Annotated in this window: 13 protein-coding genes; 8 read left to right on the forward strand and 5 right to left on the reverse strand. The window is 67.7% G+C overall.

The window, feature by feature from the left end; genetic code table 11:
- Positions 1-64 precede the first annotated feature (64 nt).
- Together WFK61_RS05165 and WFK61_RS05170 are read right to left on the reverse strand one after the other, a co-directional pair.
- Positions 65-1,024, reverse strand: a complete 960-nt coding sequence (locus WFK61_RS05165; RefSeq protein WP_336810454.1) for a dihydrodipicolinate synthase family protein — start codon at positions 1,022-1,024, stop codon at positions 65-67.
- Positions 1,025-1,188: 164 nt separating this feature from the next.
- Positions 1,189-1,899: a GntR family transcriptional regulator gene (locus WFK61_RS05170; RefSeq protein ID WP_336810455.1), complete on the reverse strand. Its 711-nt coding sequence runs from the start codon at positions 1,897-1,899 to the stop codon at positions 1,189-1,191.
- Positions 1,900-2,087: 188 nt separating this feature from the next.
- Here WFK61_RS05170 and WFK61_RS05175 point away from each other — a divergent pair, with 188 nt between their 5' ends.
- The 4 genes from WFK61_RS05175 to WFK61_RS05190 all read left to right on the forward strand — a co-directional run bounded on the left by WFK61_RS05175 (position 2,088) and on the right by WFK61_RS05190 (position 5,103).
- The gene (locus WFK61_RS05175; RefSeq protein WP_336810456.1) at positions 2,088-2,837 is read left to right on the forward strand and encodes an SDR family NAD(P)-dependent oxidoreductase; all 750 of its coding nucleotides are present in this window, start codon (positions 2,088-2,090) and stop codon (positions 2,835-2,837) included.
- 198 nt (positions 2,838-3,035) lie between these two features.
- A complete protein-coding gene (locus tag WFK61_RS05180; protein WP_336810457.1) occupies positions 3,036-3,608 on the forward strand; it encodes a MarR family winged helix-turn-helix transcriptional regulator in 573 nt (190 codons plus the stop codon).
- 36 nt (positions 3,609-3,644) lie between these two features.
- Positions 3,645-4,361: a hypothetical protein gene (locus tag WFK61_RS05185; RefSeq protein WP_336810458.1), complete on the forward strand. Its 717-nt coding sequence runs from the start codon at positions 3,645-3,647 to the stop codon at positions 4,359-4,361.
- 181 nt (positions 4,362-4,542) lie between these two features.
- A complete protein-coding gene (locus WFK61_RS05190) occupies positions 4,543-5,103 on the forward strand; it encodes a thioredoxin domain-containing protein (RefSeq protein WP_336810459.1) in 561 nt (186 codons plus the stop codon).
- Positions 5,104-5,164: 61 nt separating this feature from the next.
- On the opposite strand, the gene WFK61_RS05195 is transcribed toward WFK61_RS05190, so the two are convergent.
- Genes WFK61_RS05195 through WFK61_RS05205 form a run of 3 tightly spaced genes read right to left on the reverse strand, consistent with a single transcriptional unit; the run spans position 5,165 to position 8,436 of the window.
- On the reverse strand, positions 5,165-5,794 hold the full coding sequence (locus WFK61_RS05195; protein ID WP_336810460.1) for an Isoquinoline 1-oxidoreductase subunit: 630 nt from the start codon (positions 5,792-5,794) through the stop codon (positions 5,165-5,167).
- Positions 5,794-7,974: a xanthine dehydrogenase family protein molybdopterin-binding subunit gene (locus WFK61_RS05200; RefSeq protein WP_336810461.1), complete on the reverse strand. Its 2,181-nt coding sequence runs from the start codon at positions 7,972-7,974 to the stop codon at positions 5,794-5,796. The genes WFK61_RS05195 and WFK61_RS05200 overlap by 1 nt, the downstream gene beginning before the upstream one ends.
- Before the next feature lie 3 nt (positions 7,975-7,977).
- Complete coding sequence (locus tag WFK61_RS05205; RefSeq protein WP_336810462.1) at positions 7,978-8,436, reverse strand: (2Fe-2S)-binding protein; 459 nt, start codon at positions 8,434-8,436, stop codon at positions 7,978-7,980.
- A 201-nt stretch (positions 8,437-8,637) separates the two neighbouring features.
- On the opposite strand from WFK61_RS05205, the gene WFK61_RS05210 reads away from it, so the two are divergent.
- From WFK61_RS05210 to WFK61_RS05225, 4 genes are all read left to right on the forward strand, one after another.
- Complete coding sequence (locus tag WFK61_RS05210; protein ID WP_336810463.1) at positions 8,638-9,258, forward strand: TetR/AcrR family transcriptional regulator; 621 nt, start codon at positions 8,638-8,640, stop codon at positions 9,256-9,258.
- 20 nt (positions 9,259-9,278) lie between these two features.
- A complete protein-coding gene (locus tag WFK61_RS05215) occupies positions 9,279-9,812 on the forward strand; it encodes an ureidoglycolate lyase (RefSeq protein ID WP_336810464.1) in 534 nt (177 codons plus the stop codon).
- 94 nt (positions 9,813-9,906) lie between these two features.
- Positions 9,907-11,262, forward strand: a complete 1,356-nt coding sequence (locus WFK61_RS05220) for an MFS transporter (protein WP_336810465.1) — start codon at positions 9,907-9,909, stop codon at positions 11,260-11,262.
- A gap of 258 nt (positions 11,263-11,520) precedes the next feature.
- Positions 11,521-12,126 (forward strand): invasion associated locus B family protein, encoded by a 606-nt coding sequence (locus WFK61_RS05225; RefSeq protein ID WP_336810466.1) that lies wholly within the window; start codon positions 11,521-11,523, stop codon positions 12,124-12,126.

Genomic DNA, 12,126 nt, shown 5'->3' on the forward strand with positions numbered 1-12,126 from the left:
GCCCGCCCGGCATGGAGCTTTTCGACGCGCGGCGGAAGGGAATCCGCCGCGCGGGGTTGCAGGATCAGGCCGCGTATTTCCGCACGGCGTCCTGCTTCGACCAGTCGGCATACCAGGCGTCGAACAGCTTGAGCTGGGCTTCGCAATAGCCGCGCTGGCTGTCGCTCAGCGCATCGGTCTCGTTGAAGTGCAGCGTGTATTCCGCGTCGCCCTTCATCACCATCATGTGCTTGAAGAACAGGACGAGGTCCGGGCCCGCATCGAAGGAGGAGAGCACGCCGAGCGCCTGCTCCAACTCCATGGCGCGGCGGCGCGCCTCGGCATCGCCGGCAGCGGCCGCGACCGAGAGCTTGCAGAGATGGAGCACTTCCTTCGGCAGCACGTTGCCGATGCCGGTGATCGCGCCGGTCGCGCCGCAATTGACGTAGCCATGGACGACGGTGGTGTCGATGCCGATCATAAGCGAGACGTCGTCATCGCGGCTGGTGATGTTCTCGGCCGCGTAGCGCATGTCGTCGGCGCCGCCGAACTCCTTGAAGCCGACGAGATTGGGATGCTCGGCGCGGAGCGCAAAGAACAGGTCGGCGCGGGTGGCGAAGCCGTAATAGGGGCTGTTGTAGATCACGGCGGGCAGGCCGGGCGCAGCGGTGAGGATGGCCTTGAAATGGGCCTTCTGGGCGGCGATGACCGAACCACGCGACAGGACGCGCGGGATCACCATCAGGCCCTGGGCGCCGACCTTCTGGGCATGGGCGGCATGGGCGACGGCGGAAGCGGTGTTGACCGCGCCGGTGCCGACGATGACCGGGATGCCGGCCTTTACCAGGCGCTCGACGCCTTCCATGCGCTGGGCATCGGTCAGGAGCGGCCAGTCACCCATCGAGCCGCAATACACGACGGCGGACATGCCGGTGGCGATCAGCTCCTTGCCCTTGCGCACCAGCGCGTCGAAATCGGGGGTGCGGTCCGCCTTGCACGGGGTCATCAGCGCGGGGATCACGCCGGAGAAAATCTGGGCCTTCATCTCGGTCTCCTTCTGGCTGTCGTTCCTGCGGAGACCCCGCCGCTAGAGCCGGAACCGATCAGATCGCTTCGCCATCCGATCGGCGCGTGCTCTAGCGGCGCGCCCCTCCCGAGCGCTTTATAGTTCTTTGCATATTCTTTGTCGACAAGAATTACGCAAAAACCTCAAAGCGTGACGTCGAGCCTGTCTTCGCCGATCATAAGTTTCTGAATTTGCTGGACGATCTGCTCGGCGTGAGCCTTGCCGAGGCGATCGGCCAACGCGGTGTCGCGGGCCACGATCGCGGCGATCATGGCCTCATGCTCGTCGACGAACTGCTGCGGCAGGCGGTCGTCATAGGACTGGTAGTAGAGCCGCAGGAAACGCCGGCCTTCGTCGAGAAGGCGGCTGAACAGGCTGTTGAAATAAGGATTGCGGCCGGCCTCGGCGATGGCGGCATGGAAGGCAGCGTTGGTGGCGATCATCGCCAGGGCATCCTGCGCCTTCACCGCGGCGGCGAATTCCGCCTGCCGGGCCCGGATCGCCTCCAGATCGGCCGGACGGCGGTTCTGCGCGGCGAGCTGCGTCGTCACGCGGTACATCAGCGTCAGCGCGTCGAAGAAGGGCGACATGTTCAGGAAGTCGAGATTCGCCACCATGGTCGAGCGGTTCGGCAGCGTGTCGATCAGCCCTTCGCCGGCCAGCCGCACCAGCGCCTCGCGGATCGGCGTCCGCGACATGCTGAAGCGCTCGGCAAGCTGCACCTCGTCGATCGGGCTGCCGGGCGGCAGGACGAGATCGAGGATTTCATTGCGCAGCAGGTCATAGACGAATTTCACGCCCGAGCCGCGCTTGCGCTCCGGGGCGGGCATTGCCTTGGTCTTGGTGGCTTTCATGGGGAATCCTCTTGTCGACAAGAGGAATACTGTTGACGCGGCCGCGGATCAATCAGGCACCCCGTACTTCATAGGGCGCAAGCTCGTCCTCCGCGGGCCGCAGGGGCGGCATGCGCGCCGCCCGCCTTGAAGCGCGACCCATCCCGCCGCCAATAGGAAGCGGGAATCAATCAGGAAGGGGAGGCCACATGGCCAAGGAATTCACCGGCAAGCGCGTCATCGTCATGGGCGGCAGCCGTGGCATCGGCCGCTCGATCGCGCTCGGCTTCGCCGCGGGCGGGGCGTCCGTCTCGATCTGCGCGCGCGGCGCCGGGCCGCTGGAGGCGACACGCATGGAGATCGAGGCGCAGGGCGTCACGGCCCATGCGGGAACCGTCGATCTCGCCGATGCCGGCCAGATCGCGGCCTATGTGCCGGAGGCGGTGAAGGCGCTCGGCGGGCTCGATATCCTCGTCAACAACGCCTCGGGCTTCGGCCAGACCGATGATGAGGAGGGCTGGGCGGCCTCGCTCAGCGTCGACATGATGGCCGTGGTGCGCGGCAGCCATGCGGCGATCCCGCATCTCCAGCCGGGTTCGTCGATCGTCAACATCTCGTCGATCTCGGCGCTGCGCGCGTCCTCGCGTTCGGCGCCTTATGGGGCGATCAAGGCCGCGGTGATGCACTATACCGGCAGCCAGGCGAAGATGCTGGCGCGCAAGGGCATCCGGGTGAACTGCGTCGCGCCGGGTTCGATCGAGTTTCCCGGCGGCTCCTGGGAGAACCGCAAGACCTCCAACCCCGAGCTCTACAATGCGACGCTGGCATCCATCCCCTTCGGGCGGATGGGCAAGCCCGAGGAGGTCGCCGAGGTCGTGCTCTTCCTCGCCTCTAGCAAGGCGAGCTGGGTCACCGGCCAGAGCATCGTGGTCGATGGCGGGCAGCTCGTCGGGCCCTGAGGGCGCGAGTCACCGGCTGCCGGCGCCCTTTGCCTGAAGGGCGCCGGCAGCCTCTCCGACAGGCTCTCGGATGAACTCAGGTCGGCGGCTCTTGTAAATATATAGGAATCCTATATATTGGGCCTCATGGAAACGCCCGGAAACCCGACGCTGATCAGTCATCGCCTGCGCGAGGCCTTTGCCCGCGTCGCGACGGTGATGCGCATCGACGACTGGGAGCGGGCGAAGCGGGCCGGCATCAACCCGACGCAGCTGGCGATCCTCGAATTGCTGGAAGGCCGTGACGGTGGGCTGGGGGTCAAGGAGATCGCGGCGCATCTGGGCGTTTCGCAACCCACGGCAACGGATTCGATCAATGCCCTCGTGCGCAAGGGGGCGGTCGAGAAGCGCGCGGTGCCTGGCGACGGGCGGGCAGTGGCGATCGTGTCGACGAGCGAGGGCAAGGCGCTGCTCGCCACTGACGCGACGCTCGACGGAGCCACCGGCCACGCCGTCGATGCGCTCGGATCGGACGAACAGGAAAGGCTGCTCCTCAGCCTGATCAGGATGGTCCGGGAATTTCAGGAAGCCGGCGCGATCCCGATCCAGCGCATGTGCACGAGCTGCCAGTATTTCGCGCCCTTCGCCCATCCGGGCGCGGCGCGGCCACATCATTGTCGTTTCGTGGACGCCGCCTTCGGCCAGCGCGAGCTGCGCATCAATTGCCGCGACCATCAGACAGCCGATCCCGCTTCCCGGGCTGCCACCTGGGAAGCATTCCAAGCGGGATAACCACCCCTCCAGGCCAAGACAGAAGGGAACAAGATCATGATTGCCAGAAAGATAGCCGGCGCGCTCGTCGCCGGGACGGCTTCGCTATGGCTGGCGGCAGCCGGGGCTCACCCGGTCAAGTCGCCTCCGGCCGAGGCGGTCCAGGCCTCCTTCGACATCATCGAGACCACGATCGTGACCAGGGGCGATACCGCCGTGTTCACGACGCGGGTACGCGGCGAAGCCGGCAAGGACAAGCCCGACGCCACCGGCAAGTTCGAGGGTTCCAGCGTCTATGCCTATGTCTGGCCGACCACGCTCAACAGCGGCGAGATCGGCTTCGAGAAGGACCAGGGCATCGTGGCGCTCGCCGTCACCTTCCATCCCGATTTCGACGATGCGGCCTATGGCGGCAAGAACCGGCATGTCTGGCACCCGCACTGGGTCGTGCTGGCGCAGGACAAGGCCTGTGGCGCCGGGCTCAAGGTCATCGACATTCCCGAAGGCAGCAAGCCGAAGGTGCCGCCGACCTGGCCGAACGTCCCGCTGCTGATCGACAGCCCGGATTATCCGACCAGCTTCAAGGGCGACACGGTCGATGTCTCGATCCCGGTATCGCTGATCGGCGGCATCAAGGGAGCGTCCTTCGACGGCGTCACCGCGGGTCTGAAGGTCAACGGCAACCTGCATGCGCCGCTGCTCTGCGTCAGCAACGTGTTCAAGGTCGCATCCGGCAAACTCAGCCTGCCCGGCAAGGTCGTGCCCGCCAAGTGACGGGCGTTGCGCCGGTTCGCCGACTGCCATCGACGAACCGGCCTGTTCTCCCCCTCCAGGCAAATGAAAGGACAGAACATGACGAGGATTACCCTTGCCGCCCGGCCGAGCGCAACGGGCACGCCCCGCAAGCGCGCCGGCTTCTCCAGCCATGCAGCCGCCTGACGGAAGGATCGCCATGATGTCCGGCAATCAAGCCGTGCTCGCACCGGAACTGGCCGTGAGCGAGTGGTTCAACACCTCCCAGCCCCTGACGCTCGCCGGGCTGCGCGGGCGGCCCGTCTTCCTGCATACGTTCCAGCTGCTCTGCCCCGGCTGCATCGCGCAGGCGATTCCGCAGGTGCAGCGCATCGAGCGCGTCTTTGCCGGGAGCGACCTGCAGATCATCGGCGTCCACACGGTGTTCGAGCACCATGCGGCAATGTCTCCCGTCACGCTGCGCGCCTTCCTGCACGAATACCGATTGAGATCGCCGGTCGGCGTGGACCTCTCCGAAGAGGGATCGGACATCCCCGTCACGATGCGGCGCTTCGGCCTGCGGGGAACGCCGTCCTCGGTACTGATCGGACGCGATGGCGCGATCCTGCACCATGCCTTCGGGGTGGAGGAGGACCTTGCCCTGGGCGCCCGGATCGCCATGGCCTTGTCCGCGCCCGCGACGGAGCTTCGCTCCGGCTCGGCGGAAGCGGAAGGATGCGGCGCTGGCCGGTGCGAGGCTCCCGCCATGACGGGCGCTGCGTGAACGACTGAATGTACGCGGGAAGCAGGCCTGTCTGCGTTCAGGCCGGCTTCCTGCCTGCCTGCTACGATGCTGGGCAGGCTGCGCCCGTGTCGGCCCAGGCCTGCATCAGCGCGCCGAACTCGGCCGCCGTACCCGGCGCGGGCGTGCGGCCCTTGCCGGGGTTCCAGCCCCAGAGCACCAGCGTGTCCGTCGTGACATGCTTGACCAGTGCGGCAAGATCGCGGCTGCCATTGCGATTCTGGTCCTTCAACTGCTCGCAGATCTGGGCGACCGTCTTGCCTTCCCAGGCCATCGAGGCCGGGGCCAGCGCCCAGTGACCGTCGCCGGGAACGCCGGCGGGATCGAAGTTCTGCTTGCCGTGGCAGGTGGCGCAAGGCAGGCCGGCCGCGCCATGCCCGTCCTTGCCGCGCACCACGACGGGCTCGTGCAGCTTGCGCAGGTCGCCCTGTCGTGGGCGCTCCGTCGCCGGATGGCAGTTCATACAGCGCGGATGGGTCAGCACCTTGCCCATCTCGGTGAAGAGCGCGACCGAGCGGTCGCGCTGGTTGGCGATCGAGGTGAAGCTCGCTACGGGGCGCAAGCTTGCGCTGCCGGGCTGGGCCTGCCCGGCATTCTGCGCCAGCGTGAGCGCGCTGCCGCCGATGCAGACCGCGAGGGCTGCGCCCGCGGCGAGGATCAGGTTCCTGCTCATCAGACGGTGCCTTCCTGCATCGGCAACTGGCGCGGCCGGCCATGGCCGAGGGCGGCTAGCGCATTGGCGACGGCAGGCCCGATCGGTGGCACGCCGGGTTCGCCGATGCCGCTCGGCTTCTCCGTGGAGGCGATGATCCTGACCTCGACCTCCGGCATCTCGTGGATGCGCAGCGAGCGGTATTCATGGAAATTGGTCTGGACGGGCCGGCCGCCATCGAGCGTGATCTGGCCATAGAGAGCGTGGCCGAGGCCGAAGCCGATGCCGCCCTCGACCTGCGCGCGGATGATGTCGGGATTGACGGCGACGCCGCAATCGACCGCGCACCAGACCTTGTGCACCTTGGGCTCGCCTTCCGGCCCCATCGAGACCTCGGCGATCTGAGCCACGAAGGACCCGAAGCTCTCGACCACCGCGACACCGCGGGCCCGCCCATCGACCGGCCCCGGGCCCTTCCAGTTCGCGAGTTCCGCGACGGCCTTGAGCACGCCGGCTGCGCGCGGGTGCTTGTCGCCCATCAGGGCGAGCCGGCCGCGGACCGCATCCTGCCCGGCCGCTTGCAACAGCTCATCGACGAAGCACTCGACGGCATAGCCGGTATGGGTGTGGCCGACCGAGCGCCACCACAGGGTCGGCACGCCGACCTTGGGGTTGTGCACCTCGCAGCGGAAATCCGGCACCTCGTAGAAGATCTCGTTGGCGCCCTCGACCGAGGTCGCGTCGATGCCGTTCTTGACGACCATCGCCTCGAAGGGCGTGCCGAGGAAGAAGGACTGGCCGACGAGCGTGCTCGACCATGCGGCGATCTTGCCGTCCTTCACCGCGCCGCGGAAGCGATGCACGAACAGCGGGCGATAGTAGCCGCCGGTCAGGTCGTCCTCGCGGGTCCATACCACTTTGACCGGGCGGTTCGGGCCGATGGTCTTGGCGACCGTGGCGAGCTCGGCCGCCAGATGCTGGCTGACCTGCGCGCGCCGGCCGAAGCTGCCGCCGGCGAGCATCGTCTCCAGCGTCACCTTCTCCGGCGGGAGGCCGAGGACGGCGGCGATGGTCTGGTGCTCGGTGGTCTGGAACTGGCTGCCGAAGCGGGCATGCGCCTTTTCACCGTCCCATTCGAGATAGCCGTCCAACGGCTCCATCGGCGCGTGCGCCAGGTAGGGGAAGACGAACTCGGCCTCGATCACGCGTTCCGCCTTGGCCAGAGCGGCCTCGGCATCGCCATGGCTGCCGGCGACGGTGCCGGGCTGGCGGGTGAGCTTGCGATATTCGGCGATGAGCTCCGGGCTGCCGCGCTTCTCGGCGGCGCTGTCGTCCCAGGTCACCTTCAGCGCCTCGCGGCCCTTCAGTGCCGGCCACATGCCGTTGGCATAGACCGCGACGCCGTAGCCGATCGACTTCACCTCGACGACGCCCTTGACCTTGAGCGCCGCGGCCGCATCGAAGCTCGCGACCTTGCCGCCGAAGCGCGGCGAGCGGGCGACCACGACCGTCAGCATGTTCGGGGCGTGGATATCGATGGTGAACTGCGCCTTGCCGCGCGACTTGTCGGCGCTGTCGAGGCGCTTCACCGCGCCTTCCTTGCCGATCAGCTTGTAGGCCGAGGCCGGCTTCAGCGGCGGGTTTTCGGGCACGGGCAGCTTGGCCGCGGCTTCGGCGAATTCACCGAAACGGCCCTGCTTGCCGGAGGCGTGGCTGATCACGCCGTCCTCGACCTTGATATCGGAGGCCGGCACCTTCCAGCTCTCGGCTGCAGCCTGCACCAGCATCATGCGGGCGGCGGCGCCGGCCTTGCGCATCTGCTCCCAGCTGTTGGAGATGGCCGTCGAGCCGCCGGTGCCCTGCGCGCCGAAGGCGAGATTGGCGTAGAGCTTGACGTCGGCCGGGGCGTGCTCGGCGCGCATCTGGCTCCAGGCGGCATCCATCTCCTCGGCCGCGAGCGTTGCCAGCCCGGTGAAGGGCCCCTGGCCGAACTCGATATGCTTGATCAGCACGGTGACGGTGGAGTCGGGCGCGACGCGGATGAAGGCGTTGGGGGCGAAGGTGGCGTTGCCACCGGGCCGATAGGCCGCGCCGGCGCCGGATTGCGCCTTGGCGCCGCGCGGCAGGTGGATGCCGATGACGAGGGCGCCGGCGCCGGCCAGCAGGGCGCGGCGGGAGAGCTTGGGATCATGCGCGGTCATGGCTCAGATCTCCAGCGCGCGGGCCGCGTCATGGATCGCGGCGCGGATGCGGACGTAAGTGGCGCAGCGGCAGATGTTGCCGTTCATCGCGAGGTCGATGTCGCGGTCGCTCGGCTTCTTGTTCTCCTTGAGGAGGGCGATGGCGCTCATCACCTGGCCGGACTGGCAGTAGCCGCATTGCGGCACGTCGCGGGCGATCCAGGCGGCCTGGACGGCGTCAGCCTCCTTGCCCGCGAGGCCCTCGATCGTAGTGATCTCGCTGGTGCCGACTGCCGAGACGGGCGTCACGCAGGCGCGCAGCGGCTGGCCGTCGATGAAGACGGTACAGGCGCCGCATTGGGCGACGCCGCAGCTGAACTTGGTGCCGGTGAGGCCGATATTGTCGCGGATCGCCCAGAGCAGGGGCGTGTCGTCGTCGACGTCGACGGTATGCGTCGTCCCGTTGACCTTGAGAGAGACCATGGCTGCCTCCGATGCTGGCATGACGCAGCGCGGCACCATGGTGCGGATCGAGGGCTCGCCCTCGATGGCCCGATCTGACATATCAGATGGCGGGCGATGGATCCGTAGCCCTGGGTCGCGCGACTGGACTAATTAGACGTTTTGAGTCTACCTAGGATGGTCGCGCGCAGTTTGGATTTTGTCAAGACTGCAGAAGCTGCAATGCCGGACGGACACGAAGGTTCCAACGTTCTCCCTGCGGAGGATGCCAATGCCCGCACCGACCAGATCGCCGATGCGGCGCTGCGTCTGTTCGCCCGCTACGGCTACAAGCGCAGCTCAATGGACGACATCGCCAAGGAGGCAGGGCTCGCCAAAGCGACGCTCTACCTGCACTTCAAGGGCAAGGACGATGTCTTCCGGGCCATGCTGGACCTGCTCGGGCGGCGGGTCGAAGCACGTTGCCGTGAGGTCGTGACGCGGCCGGGGTCGTTTCCCGAGCGGCTTGCGGCGCTGCTTCAGGCGCATCACGGGCTGGCCTATGCCAGCTTCGGCACCGGCGAGCATCTCGTCGAACTGAAGGCGGTGATGAACACGATCGCGACGCGCGAATTGCAGGCTTTCGAGCGGATATTCTCAAGCTTCGCCCGCGAATTGCTGACGCAGGCCGAACGCGATGGCGAGATCAATCTGTCGCGCCTCCCGGCCAGCGCCGACGACTGGATCGCCTCCCTGCTGTTTGCGAGCGCGGGCGCGAAGCTCGGTACGCCGCCCAGCGCCGCGGATTACGCACGCAGGCTGGACGCGATCGCGTCGGTCTTCGCCACAGCGCTGTCCCGATAGGCGCAAGGAAGGAACGCAGCATGCAGGACGACAGCGTGACCGGATTGCAGGCGCTCTCCCCGCTTCGGATACGGCCGGTTACGCAGGCTGCTTTCGAGCCTTTCGGCTGGGTCGTGGAGACCGGCGAGACCGGCCGCGCCGCCAATAACGGCACCGCGCGCCGGCACGACATCCATGCGCATCCGGCGGCCGAGGTCCGGGCCGGCACCAGGCTGATGACCTCGATCTTCGCAGCGAAGCGGCAGCAGCCGGACCTCGCGATCACCATGCTGGAACGGCATGTGAATTCGATCCAATGGATCGTCCCCCTGGATGGCGCGGGCCATATCGTCATCGTCGCCCAGAACGGCACGGATGACAGGCCCGATCTCGCGACGCTGGTCGCATTCTCGTTCTCGGCGGCGCAGGGCGTGATCTATCGCCGTGGCCTCTGGCATCACCCGATCATGGCCGTGGGTTCGGATGCGCGTTTCCTCGTCCAATCCTGGCAGGACGGGACAGAGGCTGATTGCGAGATAACGGCCATCGAACCTAGGGCAGGGGCGGTCATCTGATGCTTGGGCTGGAAGCGTGGCGAGGTTCTGAAAATCCATCCGGGCGGGCGGTTGTTGTTCCGGGCTCTTGCGGGCAGGGCCGGGGCGCCGCGGCATGCTGAGGAAGCTGGACGAAGAGGGACCTGGCTCCGTCGAGCCACCGGCGGCGACGATCGCCGCGCGCCTCGATGCGGCGCCGTTCTGCCGGCTGCGTCTGGCGATCCTCTGGGTCCTGACGCTGGCGCTTTTCGCGGATATTGCCGAGGTGGCCCTGGGCAATGCGCTCGGGGCGGTGTTCCAGGTGCCGCCGCGGAGCATGACGCAAACCGAGCTGTCGCTCTTCCTGGCGGCGATCTTTGCCGGCGGAGCAGCGGGCGCGCCGGTCTTCGGTCTGCTGGGTGACCGGACGGGCCGGCGCTTGGCCCTGCAGCTGGCGCTTCTCGTCATCGCAGCCGGGTCGCTCGGCGCGGCGGCGAGCGATGGCCCCGTCGGGTTGATCGGCTTCCGTTTCCTGTCGGGGCTCGGCATCGGTGCCTGTCCGCCGCTGATCGCGGCCTATCTGGCCGATGTCATGCCACCGCGCTGGCGTGGCGCCATCATCTGCATCTGCGCCGGCCTCGCCTTTCTCGGCGCGCCGGGCATCATCTTCCTGATGCGGGCGACGTCGCCGAGCTTCCTCGGGCTGGAAGGCTGGCGATGGGCGCTCGGCTCCGGGGCCTTGCTCGCGATCCTGGCCGCCGGATTGTTGCGGTTCCTGCCTGAATCGCCGCGCTGGCTGGCCGCCGCGGGGCGGATCGCCGAGGCGGAGGCGGCCTTGCGGCGCTTCAAGGTCGCAAACGCTCCCGCCGCCCCGATCACGGCGCAGCCGCAGGCCGCGGCGCCCGATCGCGGCGACCAGACGAGCGTGCGCCGCAGGTTCCTGCTGCTCTGCACGCTCTATGCCCTCTCGCCCTGGGCCACGATCGGCTTCCTGTTGATGAGCGGCGCGGTGATGCTGAAGAAGCAGTTCAGCGTCGCCGATTCCGTGATCGCGGCCGGGCTGATCATGTTCGGTCCCGTGATCGGCAACCTGCTCATGGCCCTCGTGATCGATCGTATCGACCGCAAGGCGAGCCTTGTCGCCACCGCCGTCGCCATGGCCCTGCTGGGGCTCGGCTTCGCCGCCGCCACCGACTTCCTGCCTCTGGTGACGATCGGCGTCGCCTTCGCCTTCTGCAGCGCGATCTATGCCAGCGTTCTCGGCGTCTATGCCGCCGAGATCATCCCGACGGCGCTGCGCTCGTCACGCACGGCCCTGGCCTGGGGGATCGGCCGCTTCGTGTCGATCTTCGTGCCGCTGGTCTTCTTCGCCTTGCTCCACAGGTCCGGACCCTGGGCGATGTTCAGCCTGATCGCGGCCGCGATCGGTCTGAGCGCGGTGCTGATCGTCACCATCGGGCCGCAAGGGCGGACGCGCCGGCCGGTTGCTTGACGAGCGGCGGGCGGGGCGTCCTCGAACCCTGAATTCATTGGTAAAAAGCTGGTATCGCGATGGTCGCGCGATGTGACCATTTTTGAAACGCGTATTGCACAATATCGAGCAATCTGGGAAATCTTCTCCTGTTCATCGGGCAAGCCTCGTTGCGCTGTGAGCCCGCATGGCCGGTGTCCGGCCGTGCGCCCGGCTGGCGACGAAGCGCTTCCCGCGCCGCCTGTGCTCGCGCGGCGGGGCTTGAATCGGGGTGGGGACGTGACGACGACGAGAACGATCTTGGCCTGGGCGGCGTTCGCCGCCGGCATCGCAGCCATGAGCGGCCACGCCGCGGCCCAACCCGCTTCGCCCAAGCCTGCGACGCCGCCGGCTGCTGCGCCGGCCCCGGCCGCGCCGATCCCGGCCGAACCCAGCAGCACGACGGCGAGCTTCGGGGACTGGACCCTGCGCTGCCAGCGGCTGGCCGATGCCGGCAAGACCGTCAGAATCTGCGAGGTCGCGCAGGTCCTGCAGGCCCAGGGCCAGCAGGCTCCGATCGCCCAGGTCGCGCTCGGACGGATTGCGAATGGCGAGCCGGTGCGCGTCACCGCCGTCATGCCGGTCAGCGTCTCGTTCCCGAGCAGCGTGCAGATCACGATGGGCGAGAAGGATGCCAGGCCGGTCGAGTTGCCGTGGCGGCGCTGCTTGCCGACGGGCTGCTTCGCCGAGGCGGCTCCCGGAGATGACGTGCTGAAGCAATGGCGCAAGGCGAGCGAGCCGGGTCGGATCCTGTTCAAGGATGCGGCCGGCCGGGACCTCGCCCTGCCGCTCTCCGCCCGTGGCCTCGACCAGGCGCTCGACGCGCTCGCGAAGGAGCGCCTCTGA

The sequence above is a fragment of the Allobosea sp. MMO-172 genome (assembly GCF_037147855.1).
Taxonomy (GTDB): domain Bacteria; phylum Pseudomonadota; class Alphaproteobacteria; order Rhizobiales; family Beijerinckiaceae; genus Allobosea.